We start from the raw sequence: 16,951 nt of genomic DNA on the forward strand, positions 1-16,951 counted from the left end.
GTGACGGAACAGCGAGCGATATCAGGCACGGGACTGGCGACGACGAGCGAAGACGGGACGGTCCTCGACACCTGGTTCCCGCGGCCGCGGATCGACGCGGGCGATTCCCCCGCCGACGCGGACGCCGCCGCGCAGGAGCTGCGCGAGTTCGAGGGCGCCGACGAGCGCCGTCGCGTGACGCGCACGATCGTCACCGTGCGGATCGATCCGGATGCGGCGCCCGCATCCACCGCCGATGCCTACCTCCGGCTCCACGCCCTGTCGCACCGCCTCGTGCGTCCCGGCGAGGTGAACCTCGACGGGATCTTCGGGCACCTGCCGAATGTCGCGTGGACGAACGCGGGACCCGTGCATCCGGATGTCGCCGCCGCGCGACGACCGGCCCTGCTGGCGGCCGGCATCCAGGTGCAGAGCCTCGACAAGTTCCCGCGGCTCCTCGACTACGTGACCCCGCCGGGCGTGCGCATCGCGGATGCCTCGCGAGTGCGCCTGGGCGCGTACCTCTCCCCCGGCACCACCGTGATGCACGAGGGGTTCGTGAACTTCAACGCCGGCACCCTCGGCACCTCGATGGTCGAGGGACGCATCTCGCAGGGCGTCGTGGTCGGCGATGGCAGCGACATCGGCGGCGGCGCGTCCATCATGGGCACGCTGTCCGGCGGCGGCACGCACCGCGTGTCGATCGGATCCCGCACCCTGCTCGGCGCCAACGCCGGGATCGGCATCTCGCTCGGCGACGACTGCGTAGTCGAGGCCGGCCTCTACGTCACGGCCGGCTCCAAGATCGTGCTCGCCGACGAAGCGCCCGGCGCGGACGGCGCCCGCCCCACGGCCAAGGGAGCCACCCTCTCCGGCCGGAACGGTCTGCTCTTCCGCCGGAACTCGTTGAGCGGAGCGATCGAAGTCGTCCGCCGCGCCGGCGTCGGCGTCACCTTGAACGAAGCGCTGCACGCATGAGCGGGCGGCTGAAGAAGAAGCTCTACAACGCCGAACTCGCCCGTCTTCAGGCCGAACTCGTCGAGATGCAGGCCTGGGTGCAGCGCAACGGCGCGCGCATCGTGGTCATCTTCGAAGGGCGGGATGCGGCGGGCAAGGGCTCGACGATCACGCGCGTCGCGCAGTACCTGAACCCCCGCGTCACCCGGATCGTCGCGCTGCCCGCGCCGACCGAACGGGAGAAGTCCCAGTGGTACTTCCAGCGGTACGTGCCGCACCTGCCCGCGGCCGGCGAGATCGTGCTGATGGACCGCTCCTGGTACAACCGGGCCGGCGTCGAGCACGTGATGGGGTAATGCACGCCCGACGAGTACCACCGGTTCCTGCATCAGGCGCCGCTGTTCGAGCGGATGCTGGTCGAAGACGGCATCCTGCTTCTGAAGTACTGGTTCAGCGTGTCGGACGTCGAACAGGAGAAGCGGTTCCGCTCGCGGGCGGAAGACCCCATGCGGCGCTGGAAGCTCAGCCCGAACGACGTCATGTCGATCACCAAGTGGGAGGACTACTCCCGGGCGAAAGACGCGATGGTGCTGCACACCGACATTCCCGAAGCGCGCTGGCACGAGGTCGACAACGAGGACAAGCGCCGCGGGCGGATCAACATGATCCACCATCTGCTCGGCGCCATCCCGTGGACCCCCGTGCCGCACGAGCACATCGACATCCCGGAGCGCCCCGCATCCGGAGGCTACGAGCGCCCGCCTCGCGAAGAGCTGGGCCTGGGACTCGTCCCCGACCACGCCGCAGAGCTGTCCTGACCCGAACGAACGAACGCGCCGGGTGCGTGATCCGCACCCGGCGCGTTCTGTTTCGTCGCGATCAGAACATGATCGACAGGGCGAAGTTCCAGACGCAGATGAACACGAGCATCCCGAGGCTGTAGAGGATCGACGCCCGGAGGATCTCGCTCTCCCGGCCCGACAGGCCTACGGCCCCCGCCGCGATGGCGATGGATTGCGGCGAGATGACCTTCGCCGTGTTGCCACCCGCGGTGTTCGCCGCGACGAGCAGAGCGGGGTCCGCTCCGATGCCGGATGCGGTCGCCACCTGCAGCGGCCCGAACAGCGTGTTGTTGTTGACGACCGAGCCGGTGAGGAACACACCGATCCAGCCGATGATCGGGGCGAGCAAGGGGAAGACCGGTCCCGCCGCCGCGAGTGCGGCACCCATCGAGGCGGATCCGCCGGAGAAGTTCGCGATGTTCGCGAGCATCAGGATCAGGGCGATCAGCACGAGCGCCTGCCAGAGCTCGCGAAGCGTTCGACCGAGCTCGACCCAGAGGTCGCGCCATCCGAGCGCCCTCGTCGTCAGAAAGGAGACGATGACGGCCAGCAGAATCGCCGTACCGGTCGCGTTGAGCGGTGTGAAGCTCCACGCCGCGGTGATCAGGTCGCCGTTCGGCCGGGTTCCGGCACCGGACAGCCCCGGGATCGCCCAGGTGAACACCGTTCCCGCGAGCGGACCGGCCGCCGCGCCCGTCGCCGGGTTGGCCGCGGCGAACAGCGCCTTGAAGGCCGGGATGCTCCACACGAAGATGAACGCCGTGAGGATGTAGAACGGGCTCCACGCGACCACGATGTCTCGCACCGAGTGACGCTCGGGAGTGGGCACCGCAGCGCCGTCCTCCCGGAAGATGCGCCGTGGCTGCCAGACGCGACCGAGCAGGAACACCGCGACCATCGTGCCGAGGCCCGCGCCGATGTCAGCGAGCTCCGGGCCGAGGAACCACAGCACGCCGGCCTGGATGCCGCTGAACACCAGGCTGACCACGAGCGTGGCGGGCCAGGTCTCTTTGAGTCCGCGCCAGCCGTCGAGGATCATCACGAGCAGGAACGGGATCAGCAGCGTCAGAGGCTGGAGCAGCAGCACCATCATGCGCGAGAGCTCGTGCACGTCGAGACCCGTGACCTGGGCGGCCACGATGACCGGGATGCCGATGGCGCCGTACGCGCCGGCTCCGGCGTTCGCGACGAGCGAGATCATGGCGGCCTTGACCGGCCGGAACCCCAGCTGAACGAGCAGGGCCGCGCAGATCGCGATCGGCACACCGAAGCCGGCCGCACCCTCCAGGAACGCGCCGAAGGCGAAGCTGATCAGCAGCACCTGAATGCGCTGGTCCTGAGAGACGCCGCCGATCGAGGACCGGATGACGGCGAACCGGCCGCTGGCGACAGCCAGGCGGTACAGCCAGACGGCCATGACGATGATGAACGCGATCGGCCAGATCGACGTCAGGAAGCCGAGAACGCCGGCGCCGGCCACGGCCGGTGCGGGCATGCCGAACACCGCGAGCGCGACCACGATCTCGACCACGAGCGCGATCGCAGCCGCGACCATGCCTTTGAGTTTGAAGACCACGAGCCCCAGCAGGAACACCAGGATCGGAATTGCGGCCACCACCGCCGACAGGAGCGCGTTACCGAGCGGGTCCGTCGTCTGAATCCACATGGGAGTCACCTTTCACGTCGCGCGTTGCGACCAGGACTCACGCTATGGGGTTTGAATCCGCTGTGAATAGGATGTGCGCCGTGAAAACTGGCGTGTCGCGACATCGGTGCCGCGAACGCCGGTACGCGCCGGTGAGCGTCAGCCCAGACCGGGGTAATTGCGCTCGGGTGCTCCCGTGTACAGCTGCTGCGGACGGCCGATCTTGCTCTGCGGATCGGTGTTGAGCTCCCGCCAGTGCGCCAGCCATCCGGGCAGACGCCCGATCGCGAACAGCACGGTGAACATGCGCGTCGGAAAGCCCATCGCCTTGTAGATCACGCCGGTGTAGAAATCGACGTTGGGATACAGACGACGCTCCTTGAAGTAGTCGTCACTGAGCGCGATCTCCTCGAGCTCCTTGGCGAGGTCGAGAAGCGGGTCGCTGACACCGAGCTCGGCGAGCACCTCGTCGGCGGATTCCTTCACGAGCTTCGCGCGCGGGTCGTAGTTCTTGTACACGCGGTGCCCGAAGCCCATGAGCTTCACACCGTCTTCCTTGTTCTTCACCCGCTCGACGAAGCGTTCGACGCTCTCGCCCGAGTCGCGGATGCGGCCGAGCATGTCGAGTACGGCCTCGTTCGCGCCGCCGTGCAGGGGCCCGGAGAGGGCGTTGATGCCGGCCGAGATCGACGAGAAGATGTTGGCGCCGGTCGAGCCCACGAGCCGGACGGTCGACGTCGACGCGTTCTGCTCGTGGTCTTCGTGAAGGATCAGCAGACGCTCGAGGGCGCGCGACATGACCGGGCTGATCTCGTAGCGCTCGCTCAGCACGCCGAAGTTCAGCTTCAAGAAGTTGTCGACGAAACTCAACGAGTTGTCGGGGTACAGGAACGCCTGACCGACGCTCTTCTTATGCGCGTACGCGGCGATGACGGGCAGCTTCGCCAGCATCCGGACCGTGTTCAATTCGACATGCTCGGGGTTGTGCGGGTCGGACTGGTTCTCGTAGTAGGTCGAGAGCGCCGCGGTCGCGGCTGACAGCACCGACATCGGGTGCGCGGTGTGCGGCAGAGCGGAGAAGAACCGCTTCAGGTCTTCGTGGAGCAGCGTGTGCCGGCGGATGCGGTTATCGAAGTCGGCGAGTTCGCTCGCCGAGGGCAGCTCGCCGTAGATGAGGAGCCAGGCGACCTCGAGGTAGGTCGAGTTCTTCGCGAGCTGCTCGATCGGGTACCCGCGGTAGCGCAGAATGCCCTCGTCGCCATCGATGTAGGTGATCGCGGACTTCGTGGCGGCGGTGTTGACGAACCCATAGTCGAGCGTCGTGTGCCCGGTTTGACGCGTCAGCGTCGAGACGTCGATGCTCGGGGCGCCATCGGTGCCGTGGAGCACGGGCAGATTGGCCGTACGACCTCCGACGGTGAGAGTTGCGTTCTCCTGCGGCGAATCGGCATCGCTCATGGCGCCTCCTTGCGGTCGATGGTCGTCAGGGGACCTCCGGATGGGGGTCCGCTCCGGCGCGCTTTGTGTGGGGCGCGTCGAGACGTTCTACAGCCTAGCCGGGGTGGCGGCCAACCATAGAAACCTCCAAGGGATCGGAGAATCGCTTGGAGAACTTCTACGAGCAGGACGAAAGTCGCTGCGCGGCGGCGGCGATCCGTTCGTCGCTCGCCGTGAGCGAGAGGCGGATGTGACGTGTGTGATGCGCGCCGTAGAAGTGCCCGGGACCGCTCAGGATGCCGAGCTCCGCGAGTCGTCCGACGCTCGCCCACGCGTCTTCGTCGAGCGTCGCCCAGAGGTACAGGCCGGCCTCGCTACGATCGATCCGGAAGCCGTAGGCCTCGACCGCGGGCTTCAGCACGGCGCGACGCCGGGCGTAGCGCTCCTTCTGCTCCCGCACGTGCGCGTCGTCGGCGAGAGCCACGATCATCGCCGCCTGCACGGGTGCGGGCGGGATGAGCCCGAGGTGCTTCCGCGCTGTCAGCAGCCGCGCGACGACGGCGGAATCACCCGCGAGGAAGGCCGCTCGGTATCCGGCGAGATTCGACTGCTTGCTGAGCGAGTAGACCGACAGCACGCCGGTCGGGTCTCCCCCGGTGACCGCAGGATCGAGCACCGACGGCACCGGCCGAGTGTCCCAGGGTGCCTCCCACCCGAGCTCGGCGTAGCACTCATCGCCCACGAGGACCGCTCCGAGTTCGGCCGCCCGCTCACGCGCGCGTCGAAGAGCCGCCACATCCCACACCCGCCCGTCGGGGTTGCCGGGCGAGTTGATCCAGACGAGCCGGGTGTGCGCCGGCCACTCCGCCGGGTCGTCGGACGCGACGGGCTCCGCACCGACGAGCCGGGCGCCGACCTCGTAGGTCGGGTACGCGGCACGCGGGTGCACGACAGCATCCGCCGGTCCGAGTCCGAGAAGAAGCGGCAGCAGGGCGACGAGTTCTTTTGACCCGATCGTCGGCAGGACGTTCGCGGGCGTGAGCCCGAAGACACCGCGTCGACGGCGGTACCAGTCGACGATGGCCTCGCGCAGCGGCGGGGTGCCGGCCGTCAGCGGGTACGCATGCGCGTCGGTCGCCGCGGCGAGGGCGTCGGCGATCAGTCGGGGCGTCGGGTCGACCGGCGAACCGATTGACAGGTCCACGATCCCGTCGGGGTGCGCGCGGGCGATGTCCGCGTAGGGCGCGACCGCGTCCCAGGGGTAGTCGGCGAGGTCGGCGACCCCCACGACCGGCCCTACTCGCCCTGCGGCGGAAGCGCCGCGATGAACGGGTGATCCTTGGGGATCACGCCCACCTTGGCAGCGCCACCGGGCGACCCGACCTCGTCGAAGAACTCGACGTTGGCCTTGTAGTAGTCCTGCCACTCGGCCGGCAGATCGTCTTCGTAGTAGATGGCCTCGACCGGGCAGACGGGCTCGCAGGCCCCGCAGTCGACGCATTCGTCCGGGTGGATGTACAACGAGCGTTCGCCCTCGTAGATGCAGTCGACAGGGCACTCGTCGATGCAGGCACGATCCTTGACATCAACGCACGGGAGAGCGATCACATACGTCACGGGTTCGAGTCTAGTTCGCCTCGGAGCGGACTCGACCGACGCCGCGCAGGTCGGGCCACGCGACGACGAGCGCCGTGACCAGCGGCACGCCGGCCATCCAGACGAGGGCAAGGATCTCGTTCTGCTGCGTGAACAGCACGGAACCCCCCGGGGAGGGCTGCGAGAAGAAGTAGGTCGCCAGCATCATGCCGCCGCCGCCCGCGAGCGCGGCCCAGCGGTCGCCGGTGAGCAGACGGAGCGCGACGACGAGGGCTGCCGAGCCGGCGAGGCCGAGCATCAGGCCGACCGGCACGACGCCGAGGAACGAGGAATGCGCGAGCGAGCCGGCTGCGCCGTACACGACGCCGACGACGAGGGCGATCGCCCAGGCGGCGACACGGGAGAAACGAGAATCCACCCGCGGAGTCTATGCTGCGCCGCCCGTGCACGGATGCCGCACGCGTCCGCTCACCCGTCGAGATAAGGGGAATCAGCCGAGCAGAGGGGGTTTCGGCGCGAATTGCCCTCGGCCCGGCAGATCGCCCTCGTCTCAGGAAGCCGCACGGGGACTTACGCGCGGTGCTCGCTCCCGCGGGCGCTGGCGTGGGGATCGCTCGGGGCGCGGTCGGTCCCACCGCGAGGCGACCGACCGCTCAGGCGGCCCAGCCGAGGAGGCGCAGCAGCGCCGCGACGACGGCGGCCGCAGCGACCACCACGAGGAACGGCGCCCGCAGCGCCAGCAGCACCCCCGCCACCACGAGGGCGGGCAGCCGCGCATCGATCTCGATCGCCTGACCCGCACCGAGCGCCTGCACGGCGACCAGCGCGCCGAGGAGGGCGACCGTCAGCAGATCGGCGATCCGGGCCGGGCGCGGCGCCTCGATGAAGCGTGTCGGGATGAGGTACCCGACCGTTTTGAGCACGACGCAGACGATGGCGGCGATCAGCACCGCGTTCCACAGGGTCATTCGCTCGACTCCGGATGCGGAGGGCGCGCGCCCGCCGGCCGATCCCACCAGTTGAACCAGCCCACGACGAGGGCGACCACCGCCGCGAGCAGGACCGGAACTCCGGGCATGAGGGCCGGGGTGAGAACGGTCGCGACGACGGCGGCCGCAACGCCCACGGCGATCGCCTGACGCCCCCGCAGGCGCGGCCAGAGCAGTGCGAGGAACGCGGCCGCCGCCGCCGCATCCAGTCCGTACGCCCGCGGGTCGCCGAGCACATCGCCGAGGAGCGCGCCGAGGAGGGTCGAGAGGTTCCAGCCCAGGTAGATGCCGATGCCGGTGACCCAGAACCCCCACGTCCTCGCGCGGGGCTGCGTCTGGGCGAGAGCGACCGCGGTGGACTCGTCGATGGTGAACGGAGCGGCGAGAGCCTTGCGCCAGAACCCGCCACCCACGACGGGCGACATCCGCATCCCGTACGCGACGTTCCGCACCCCGAGGAGCGCGGACGAGGCGATCGCGGCGGGCGCGGCCGCGAGTCCGCCGGCCGCGATCACTCCGACGAACGCGAACTGCGACCCGCCGGTGAACATGAGGAGGCTGAGCACGCAGGTCTGCCACACGTCGAGCCCCGAAGCGACCCCGAGCGCACCGAACGAGATGCCGTACGCGCTTGTGGCGAGGGCGACGGCGAGTCCCTGACGGGTCGCGCGGCGGACGTCATCCGCATCCGCAGTTCTGCCCATCCTTCGAGCCTAGCCAGGAGCTGAGGAAGAGCGACAGAATCGCCGAGCCGAGGAGAAACGGCCGAGCCGAGGACGTTCCGTGACGGAATATCCTCGGCCCGGCCGAATGCCCTCTCGCGAGCGGCTGCCCCGTGGGTCAGGCGTTCGCGTCCTGGCGCTTCAGACGGCTGGCGTTGCGACCGCGGACGGTCGCGTCGAGCTCGACCTTGCGGATGCGGACGACCTCGGGGGTGACCTCGACGCATTCGTCGTCGCGGGCGAACTCGAGGCTCTCCTCCAGCGTCAGCAGGCGCGGCGGCGTCATCGACTCGAAGGAGTCGGAGCTCGCCGCACGCATGTTGGTGAGCTTCTTCTCACGCGTGATGTTCACGTCCATGTCATCGGCGCGCGAGTTCTCGCCGACGACCATGCCTTCGTAGACCTCCTGCGTGGGCTGCACGAAGAACGACATGCGCTCCTGCAGACCGATGATCGCGAAGGGGGTGACGACACCCGAGCGGTCGGCGACGATCGAGCCGTTCTGACGGGTCGTGATCTGACCCGCCCACGGCTCGTAGCCGTGCGAGATCGCGTTCGCGATGCCGGTTCCGCGCGTCGTGGTGAGGAACTCGGTGCGGAAGCCGATGAGGCCGCGCGAGGGAACGATGAACTCCATGCGCACCCATCCGGTGCCGTGGTTGGTCATGTTCTCCATGCGACCCTTGCGGGCGGCCAGCAGCTGCGTGATCGCGCCGAGGTACTCCTCGGGAGCGTCGATCGTGAGGTGCTCGAACGGCTCGTGGACCTTGCCGTCGACCTGCTTGGTGACCACCTGCGGCTTGCCGACGGTCAGCTCGAAGCCTTCGCGACGCATGTTCTCGACGAGGATGGCGAGAGCCAGCTCACCGCGACCCTGCACCTCCCACGCGTCGGGACGACCGATGTCGAGCACGCGGATCGAGACGTTACCGATGAGCTCGCGGTCGAGGCGGTCCTTGACCATGCGGGCGGTCAGCTTGTGCCCCTTGACCTTGCCCATGAGCGGCGACGTGTTCGTGCCGATGGTCATCGAGATCGCCGGGTCGTCGACGTGGATCTGCGGCAGCGGGCGCACATCTTCGGGGTCGGCGATCGTCTCACCGATCGTGATGTCTTCGAAGCCCGCGATCGCGACGATGTCGCCGGGGCCCGCCGACTCGGCCGGGTAGCGCTCGAGGGCGCGGGTCTTCAGGAGCTCGGTGATGCGAGCGTTGCTGGTCGAGCCGTCGGCGCGCACCCAGGCGACCGTCTGGCCCTTCTTCAGCGTGCCGTTGAAGACGCGGAGGAGCGCGAGGCGGCCGAGGAACGGCGAGGAGTCGAGGTTCGTGACCCACGCCTGGAGCGGTGCGTCGTCGTCGTACGACGGTGCCGGCACGTGCTCGATGATCGCCTCGAAGAGCGGCTCGAGGTCGTCGTTGTCGGGCAGCGCGCCGTTCTCGGGGCGGTTGCGCGAGGCGGCGCCGGCGCGACCGGATGCGTACACGACCGGCACGTCGAGGAGTGCGTCGACGTCGAGGTCGGGCACGTCGTCCTGCAGGTCGGAGGCGAGTCCGAGGAGCAGGTCGTGCGCCTCTTCTTCGACCTCGGCGATACGCGCGTCGGGGCGGTCGGTCTTGTTGACGAGCAGGATGACCGGGAGCTTGGCCTCGAGGGCCTTGCGGAGCACGAAGCGCGTCTGCGGCAGCGGCCCCTCGCTCGCGTCGACGAGCAGAACGACACCGTCGACCATCGACAGGCCGCGCTCGACCTCACCACCGAAGTCGGCGTGACCGGGGGTGTCGATCACGTTGATCGTGATCGGCTCGTCGGTGTGCTCGCCGTTGTAGGTGATCGTCGTGTTCTTCGCGAGGATCGTGATGCCCTTTTCGCGCTCGAGATCGTTCGAGTCCATGGCGCGTTCTTCCATGTGCTCGTGCGAGCCGAACGACCCGGTCTGTCGAAGCATGGCATCGACCAGAGTGGTCTTGCCGTGGTCGACGTGGGCGACGATCGCGACGTTTCGCAGATCGGAGCGGAGGGCGCGCGCCATAAGAGTTCCTTGCAAAGATTAGGGGTTTCGCCGGGATCCGGCCCTCCCAGCCTACCGCAGGCGGCCGAGAGGAGCCCGGGAGCCCGCCGCAGACGCAGAACGGGGCGGGATTCCGAAGAATCCCGCCCCGTTCCGGCCGGTCATGAAGACCGGGCCGGTGTTACTTCTTCCAGCCGACCAGCGTCCAGTCGACCGTGGCGGAGACGCCGAACATCGTCGCGCCGTAGTTGACGAGACCCTGCTTGACGGCCCAGACCTCGGGCAGCGGGGCGATCGGGACGATCGGCACGTACGACCAGATCGTCTTGTTGATCTCCTGGGCGATCTCGATGCGCTTCGCCGGGTCGAGCTCCTCGTTGGCCTGCGTCCACAGGTCTCCGAGCGACTCGTCGGTCGTGCCGGTGAAGTTCTGGCCGGAGTCGAGCGGGTAGACGATCGCTTCGGTCGAGGAGATCGGGAAGGCCGTGCCCTGCCACGAGAAGGAGACCATCTCGTAGTTGCCGGGGATCACGTAGTCGCTGAAGTACTGCGCGGCCGGAACCGTCGTCAGCTCCACCGGGATCCCGAACTCACCGAGGTCGGCCTGCACCTGCTCGGCACGCTGGATGTTCGTCGCGGTGTCGGCGGGAACCGTGATGGTGAGCGTCAGCGGCGCACCATCCTTCGTCCAGGAGTCGCCATCCTTCGTGTAGCCGGCGTCACCGAGGAAGCCCTCGGCGGCTGCGGGGTCGAGCGGAAGTGCGTCGTCTTCGTACCCGTCCTGGCCCTCCATGAAGATGTAGGAGCCCTGCGTCACAGCCGGCACGCCGACGGGCGTGTTGGCCGCGGCCGCGATCTGCTCGCGGTTGACGATCGAGGCGATGGCCTTGCGGACGTTGACGTCCGCGAGCGGCCCTTCCTTGGCGTTCATGGTGAGGTGCGTCCACGTCAGGCCGTTCGTGGCCTGGATCTCCGCGTCGGAGCGTGCCTGGGCCGTCGCGTAGAGGTCGGCGTTGGCCGAGATCTCGAGCGCGTCGATCTCCTGGTTGGCGAACGAGGACCCCTGCTGGTCCTGGCTGACGACCTTGAAGAGGATCGTGTCGAGCTTGGGCTTGTCGCCCCACCAGTTCGGGTTGGGCGTGAGGGTCACGACCTGACCGGTCTGATCGATGTCGGAGATCACGTACGGTCCCATCGACGGCATCGCCTTCGTGAGGTAGCCCTCGTTGAACGCGGTGGGGTCGGAGGCAATGGATGCCGGAAGCACGAGGCCCAGCAGACCCTGCCAGTCGGCGTACTTGGTGCTGAACGTGATGATCACGTCGAACTCATCGGTGCCCTGCTCGATCGACGAGATCTGGTCCCAGCCGGTCGTCGACACGGAGAGGAAGGCCTCGTTCGAGCCGTTGTTGGCCTGCCAGGTGGCCTGCCAGTCGGCGACCGTGATCGGCGTGCCGTCTTCCCAGACCGCATTCGGGTTGAGCTTCATCTCGACGACCTGCGGGTCTTCGCTGCTGAGCTCGACCGACGAGGCGTAGTCCTCGTTGAGAACGGGCTCGCCATCCGTCGTGATCTTGATCGGGCCGCCCTGCGTTGCCGCGAGGATGGTGTTCGTGTCGACGTCGTTGCCGTCGATCTCGAGGTTGTTGTAGTTGACCGGCAGCGCGCCGACCGCGAGGTTGAGCGTGCCGCCGTCCTGGATCTCGTCGGCGGTCGCCGCGTCCCAGTCGACGGTGGGCAGGTCTGCCGCGCTCGTGCTGGCGCTCGGGGCGGCCGTGTTACCGGCCGCGCATCCCGAGATCAGCAGAGCAGCCGCGCCGACCATGGCCAGAGCGCCGAGTGTCCTGGCCCTTCGTGTCCTCATCATGTGATCGTTTCCTCTCGTGTTCCTTGTGTTACCTCGGCGCCGTGGTGCCTTCACCGGGGGGTTCATGACGCGTCGGCCAGTGCCGCCTGTTCCACCAACGCGGAGCGATCCACGTGATGGCAGGCGACCTGTGCGCGACCGTGCGCGGCGAGTTGCGGGTCGGACTCGCGGCAGCGCGTGCGCGCGCTCTCATCGAGCAGCGCGTACAGCGGGCAGCGGGTGCGGAACCGGCATCCCTCGATCTCCTGCGTCGGGCTGGGCAGATCGCCGTTCAGCAGGATGCGCGTGCGCTGCCGCTCGATCGTCGGGTCCGGGATCGGAGCCGCGGAGATAAGGGCCTTCGTGTAGGGATGCCGGGGCGTGTGGAAGATCTCGGCGATCGGACCCTGCTCGACGATCCGACCGAGGTACATCACCGCGACGTCGTCGGCGATCTGGCGGACGACCGCCAGATCGTGCGCGACGAAGAGGTACGACAGGCCGAGGCGGTCCTTGAGGTCTTCGAGCAGGTTGATGACGCCGGCCTGCACCGACACGTCGAGCGCCGATACGGGCTCGTCGAGGATGAGCACCGCCGGGTTGGTCGAGAGCGCGCGTGCGATGCCGAGGCGCTGACGCTGGCCGCCGGAGAACTCGTGCGGGTACCGATCGGCCATGGCCGGGTCGAGTCCGACGAGCTCGAGCAGCTCGGTGACGCGCGCGTCTCGCTCCGCCTTCGACGCTCCCTGCACCCACAGCGGCTCGGTGATGACCTCACCGACCGGCAGGCGCGGGTCGATCGCGCCCATCGGGTCTTGGAAGACGATCTGGACACCCGGACGCAGCGCGTTGATCTCCCGCTTCGTGGCGGATCCGACGTCGGTTCCCTGGATGCGGATGCTGCCGGACTGCGGCGCCGTCATCTCCATGATCTCGAGGATCGTGGTGGTCTTGCCGCATCCGGACTCGCCGACGAGGCCCAGCGTGCGGCCCGGGCGGAGCGTGAACGAGACCCCGTCGACCGCACGGACGGTGCCGACGCGTCGCGGGAACACCGACCCCTTCATGAGGGGGAAGTGCCGGATCAGATCGGTGACCTCGACGACCGGGGCCCCATCGGTCTCCGCGCGCTCCTCGGCCGGAAGGGGCTCGGGGCGGGGGAAGATCTCCGGACGCCGCAGCTCGCCCGACGCGATCTCGCCGGCACGGATGCAGGCCGAGACATGCAGGGGCGACTCCGGGTCGTGCGCGACCAGCGCCGGCTCGACCTCGCGGCACGCGTCGATCGCGATCGGACAGCGCGCGGCGAACGGGCAGCCGGCGGGAAGGTGAGCGAGGGACGGCGGACGACCCTCGAGCGGCACGAGTCGCTGGGTTCCCGCCGTCATCATGTTCGGGACGGAGCGCAGCAGCCCGATCGAGTACGGCATGTGGGGGGCGGCGAACACCTCGTCGGTCGATCCGAGCTCGACCATCTTGCCGGCGTACATCACACCGACCCGGTCGGCGTGACCGGCGACCACTCCGAGGTCGTGGGTGATCAGCACGACAGCTGCACCGGTGATCTCCTTGGCCGTCTCCAGCACCTCGAGGATCTGGGCCTGGATGGTGACGTCGAGGGCTGTGGTCGGCTCGTCCGCGAGGATCACCTGCGGGTCGTTCGCGATCGCCATCGCGATCATCGCGCGCTGCCGCATCCCGCCGGAGTACTCGTGCGGGAAGGCCCGCGCGCGGCGGTCCGCATCCGGGATCCCGACCACCTTCAGCAGCTCGACCGCGCGCGCGGCCGCCGCCTGCGCCGACAGCTTGCCGTCGTGCAGCCGCAGGGCCTCGCTGATCTGATCGCCGACGGTGTAGACCGGTGTGAGCGCGGAGAGCGGGTCCTGGAAGACCATCGCGAGACCCTTGCCGCGCACGCGCGACATCTTGGCGTCGTCGAGGCCGAGGAGGGACGTGCCTTCGAACTCGATGGCACCGGAGACCTGGGCACTCGAGGGCAGCAGCCCCATGATGGCCAGCGACGAAACGGATTTGCCTGAGCCCGACTCGCCGACGATCCCGAGGAACTCCCCCGGGAAGACGTCGTACGAGATGCCGCGAACGGCGTGCACGGCCGGACCTTCGCGCTGCGGGAAGGTGACGCTGAGGTCGCGGACGGACAGCAGCGGGGTTCCGGTCCGGGTCGGGGTCGCGGGGCGCGGGTCAGTCACGGTTGTTTCCAGACGTGGGGTCGATGGCGTCGCGGAGCGCGTCGCCGACGAGGCTGATGGCGAACAACAGCGCGATGAGGACGAAGGCCGGGAACACGAACAGCCATGGCCGGGTGACCGCGGCGGCGGTGCCGTCGGCGAGAAGCGTTCCGAGCGACACATCGGGCTTCTGGATGCCGAACCCGAAGTAGCTGAGCGCCGTCTCCGACATGATCGCCGAGACGACACCGAGGGTCGCGTCGATGATCAGGATCGAGGCCATGTTGGGCACGATGTGGCGCCGCAGGATCTTGCCGGTGGGCATGCCCATGTACCGCGCCGCCCGCACGAAGTCCCGATTGCGGAGCGACCGGGTCTGGCTGCGCACCACCTGCGCCATGATCATCCAGCTGAACAGCGCGATGTAGAACATCAGCACCACCCAGGACAGCCCCTTGATGAGCGGGCTGAGGAGGATGAAGAGGAAGAACGCGGGGATCACGAGCAGCAGCAGGATGAACCACTGGATGACCCGATCGACCCATCCGCCGACGTAGCCTGCCGTCGAACCGACGATCGCCGCGATGATCGTGGCGGCGGGCCCGGCGACGAGACCGATGACGAGGGACTTCTGCAGGCCGGACAGCGTCTGGGCGTAGATGTCTTGCCCGATGGAGTTCGTGCCGAACCAGTGCAGCGTGGTCGGCCCCATGCCCATGTTGAGCGCGTCGCGGTCGGTGATGCCGTACGGATAGAGCAGCGGGCCGATGAACGCCCACAGGATGATGGCCACGACGACCGTGATGCCGATCCAGAAGCGCGGCATGCGCTTCAAGCGCAGCCACACCAGGGCGTTCCGCGACAGCGGCCGCCGGGCACCGGACACGGTGTTTTCCGGCTCGAGAGGAGACTCGAGAGCCTGTTCCTGCATGACGGACATGTCAGGTCCTCACTCTCGGGTCGAGCGCCGCGTAGAGCACTTCGGAGAAGGTCGACGAGATCAGATACAGCAGAGCGACGAAGAGCGTGCTGCCGGCCACCGCGTTGATGTCGTTCTTCAGGATGGCCTCGATCTGGAACTGCCCCATCCCGCGCCAGCTGAAGACGATCTCGAGCATCGCCGAGCCGGCGATGAGCGTGCCGAAGCTGTACGCGAAGAACGTCGACATCGGGATGAGCGCGAGACGCACGCCGTGGCGGTACAGCGCCTGCGTGCGCGGCAGCCCCTTCGCGCGGGCGGTGCGGATGTAGTCGGCCCCCAGCACGTCGAGCATGACGCTGCGCTGGTACCGCGAGTAGGACGCTGCGCCCATCAGCACGAGCGCGAGCGTCGGAAGCAGGAGATGGATGCCGCGGTCCCAGGCGAGGTCCCACCAGCTGCCGCTGATCCCGGCCGTGTACTCCCCCGTGAACTGGATCACTTGCGTGCCCATGAGGGTGTTGAACTGCGTCGCGACGATCATCAGCAGAACGCCGATCACGAACGTCGGCGTCGCGAACACGACGTACGACGCGTACGTGACGATCTGGTCACTCGCGCGGTACTGGCGAACAGCGCCCCACACGCCCAGCAGCACACCGAGCACGGCGCCGATGATCGATCCGATCAGCAGGAGCCGGAGGCTGGCGCCCGAGCGCGAGAAGATCTCGTCGGTCACCTGCGCCCCGCCGACCGTGGTGCCGAGCGAGAACTGGGTGAACAGATTCACCAACCAGTGCCACATGCGCACGATGACGGGCACGTCGGGGTTGACGCCCATGGCGTCGAGGGAGGCGTCGATGGACGCCTGCGGCGGACGGGGATTCATCCCGTAGAACCGAGCGGCGGGGTCGAGAACCGTGCTGGCGAGGATGTACGCCATGCACGTCGCAATCAGACTGAGGATCGCGTAGTTCAGGAACCGCCGGATGACGTAGACCGTCACCGAATGGTCCCAACGGTCCGACGTCGTACAGACAGACAGATCATTGTCGTTCTTTCGTAGTGCTCCCGCTACCTCACGGTGGCGGCTCTGGGGGGAGTGCCGGACCAGTCCGACCCACAGACCCTAACCCCGGCGCTTCAGTGCAGCCGTCGTCGTGGTGGAGTCTTCTCAGGACCGTAACATTTCATGGCCCCTACGCAATGTGCCCTGTGGATAGCTCCATCCGCCCACAGTTAGGTAACCCTAAGCAGCTTTGGTGAGCACAGCGCTCAGATCGCACCGACCACCGCGCTCACCGCACCGACCACGATCACCAGGAGCGCGACGAGCGCAGGAATATCCCACTGGCGGGCGATCGGGGCATCCGGGCGACTCTCCGCCCGCTCGGACTCCCATGCGTCCTGGATGATTCCGAGCTCGCGCAGCGCGGGAGGCACGCGCCTGCCCTCACCCGCTCCGGAGCGCGGCCCCACGCGCGCCGGACGACCCGCGACGGGTCCGCCGTAGGCCTTCACCTCCGACCCGTCGGTGAGGACGAACACGACCTGCCACCGCATCCGGATGTCGGCCACACGCCCCCAGGGGACGGTGGTGCGGCGCAGATAGTTCTGCACGACCGCGCCCTCGCGCGTGATCGTCACGTGCGACGCGTACAGCGTCACGTACACGAGCCAGAGCACCAGCAGGATCCAGGGCGCCAGAAGCAGCGTCTCCCCGATGCCCGCCCGCAGCAGCGCGTCACCGAGCAGCACGAACGCGATCACGCCCGACACGATCAGACCGATCGTGCCGGACGTGCCGCGGAACACGCGCCGC

14 protein-coding genes and 1 pseudogene are annotated in these 16,951 nt (G+C 68.3%); 2 read left to right on the forward strand and 13 right to left on the reverse strand.

Annotated elements, in window-relative coordinates; translation table 11 throughout:
* Together dapD and ppk2 are read left to right on the forward strand one after the other, a co-directional pair.
* On the forward strand, positions 1–957 hold the full coding sequence (gene dapD, locus LQ938_RS10030) for a 2,3,4,5-tetrahydropyridine-2,6-dicarboxylate N-succinyltransferase (RefSeq protein ID WP_223720730.1): 957 nt from the start codon (positions 1–3) through the stop codon (positions 955–957).
* A pseudogene (gene ppk2 / locus LQ938_RS10035) lies at positions 954–1,754 on the forward strand (polyphosphate kinase 2). The gene dapD and the pseudogene ppk2 overlap by 4 nt, the downstream one beginning before the upstream one ends.
* Before the next feature lie 61 nt (positions 1,755–1,815).
* Here ppk2 and LQ938_RS10040 read toward each other — a convergent pair.
* The 13 genes from LQ938_RS10040 to LQ938_RS10100 form a co-directional block, all read right to left on the reverse strand.
* Positions 1,816–3,444 (reverse strand): L-lactate permease, encoded by a 1,629-nt coding sequence (locus LQ938_RS10040; RefSeq protein WP_223720729.1) that lies wholly within the window; start codon positions 3,442–3,444, stop codon positions 1,816–1,818.
* 138 nt (positions 3,445–3,582) lie between these two features.
* Positions 3,583–4,881, reverse strand: coding sequence for a citrate synthase (locus tag LQ938_RS10045; protein WP_223720728.1), 1,299 nt, complete (start codon positions 4,879–4,881; stop codon positions 3,583–3,585).
* Positions 4,882–5,038: 157 nt separating this feature from the next.
* Positions 5,039–6,148: a succinyldiaminopimelate transaminase gene (dapC, locus tag LQ938_RS10050; protein WP_223720727.1), complete on the reverse strand. Its 1,110-nt coding sequence runs from the start codon at positions 6,146–6,148 to the stop codon at positions 5,039–5,041.
* An 8-nt stretch (positions 6,149–6,156) separates the two neighbouring features.
* Positions 6,157–6,477, reverse strand: coding sequence for a ferredoxin (gene fdxA, locus LQ938_RS10055; RefSeq protein ID WP_223720726.1), 321 nt, complete (start codon positions 6,475–6,477; stop codon positions 6,157–6,159).
* 10 nt (positions 6,478–6,487) lie between these two features.
* Complete coding sequence (locus LQ938_RS10060) at positions 6,488–6,874, reverse strand: DUF6113 family protein (RefSeq protein ID WP_223720725.1); 387 nt, start codon at positions 6,872–6,874, stop codon at positions 6,488–6,490.
* 235 nt (positions 6,875–7,109) lie between these two features.
* Entirely contained in the window at positions 7,110–7,424 is a 315-nt protein-coding gene (locus LQ938_RS10065; protein WP_223720724.1) for an AzlD domain-containing protein, read from the reverse strand.
* Positions 7,421–8,149, reverse strand: a complete 729-nt coding sequence (locus LQ938_RS10070) for an AzlC family ABC transporter permease (RefSeq protein WP_223720723.1) — start codon at positions 8,147–8,149, stop codon at positions 7,421–7,423. Before LQ938_RS10070 ends, LQ938_RS10065 begins: the two co-directional genes overlap by 4 nt.
* A gap of 136 nt (positions 8,150–8,285) precedes the next feature.
* Positions 8,286–10,196 carry a translational GTPase TypA gene (typA, locus tag LQ938_RS10075; protein WP_223720722.1) on the reverse strand — a complete coding sequence of 637 codons (1,911 nt, stop codon included), beginning with the start codon at positions 10,194–10,196 and terminating at the stop codon, positions 8,286–8,288.
* Between the two features lie 160 nt (positions 10,197–10,356).
* Positions 10,357–12,039, reverse strand: a complete 1,683-nt coding sequence (locus LQ938_RS10080) for an ABC transporter family substrate-binding protein (protein WP_223720721.1) — start codon at positions 12,037–12,039, stop codon at positions 10,357–10,359.
* A gap of 65 nt (positions 12,040–12,104) precedes the next feature.
* Positions 12,105–14,231, reverse strand: coding sequence for a dipeptide ABC transporter ATP-binding protein (locus LQ938_RS10085; RefSeq protein WP_223720720.1), 2,127 nt, complete (start codon positions 14,229–14,231; stop codon positions 12,105–12,107).
* Positions 14,224–15,150, reverse strand: coding sequence for an ABC transporter permease (locus tag LQ938_RS10090; protein WP_223720719.1), 927 nt, complete (start codon positions 15,148–15,150; stop codon positions 14,224–14,226). The genes LQ938_RS10085 and LQ938_RS10090 overlap by 8 nt, the downstream gene beginning before the upstream one ends.
* A 1-nt stretch (position 15,151) precedes the next feature.
* Entirely contained in the window at positions 15,152–16,135 is a 984-nt protein-coding gene (locus LQ938_RS10095) for an ABC transporter permease (protein WP_223720718.1), read from the reverse strand.
* Between the two features lie 269 nt (positions 16,136–16,404).
* Positions 16,405–16,944, reverse strand: coding sequence for a PH domain-containing protein (locus LQ938_RS10100; RefSeq protein ID WP_223720717.1), 540 nt, complete (start codon positions 16,942–16,944; stop codon positions 16,405–16,407).
* Between the last annotated feature and the right edge of the window lie 7 nt (positions 16,945–16,951).

This window comes from Microbacterium sp. cx-55 (assembly GCF_021117345.1).
GTDB lineage: Bacteria > Actinomycetota > Actinomycetes > Actinomycetales > Microbacteriaceae > Microbacterium.

Excerpts from the sequence above, each read along its gene's own strand:
- typA (WP_223720722.1), bottom strand. The coding sequence starts at position 10,196 with ATGGCGCGCGCCCTCCGCTCCGATCTGCGAAACGTCGCGATCGTCGCC.
- LQ938_RS10070 (WP_223720723.1), bottom strand. The coding sequence starts at position 8,149 with ATGGGCAGAACTGCGGATGCGGATGACGTCCGCCGCGCGACCCGTCAG.
- LQ938_RS10065 (WP_223720724.1), bottom strand. The coding sequence starts at position 7,424 with ATGACCCTGTGGAACGCGGTGCTGATCGCCGCCATCGTCTGCGTCGTG.
- LQ938_RS10090 (WP_223720719.1), bottom strand. The coding sequence starts at position 15,150 with ATGTCCGTCATGCAGGAACAGGCTCTCGAGTCTCCTCTCGAGCCGGAA.
- LQ938_RS10040 (WP_223720729.1), bottom strand. The coding sequence starts at position 3,444 with ATGTGGATTCAGACGACGGACCCGCTCGGTAACGCGCTCCTGTCGGCG.
- LQ938_RS10045 (WP_223720728.1), bottom strand. The coding sequence starts at position 4,881 with ATGAGCGATGCCGATTCGCCGCAGGAGAACGCAACTCTCACCGTCGGA.
- LQ938_RS10080 (WP_223720721.1), bottom strand. The coding sequence starts at position 12,039 with ATGAGGACACGAAGGGCCAGGACACTCGGCGCTCTGGCCATGGTCGGC.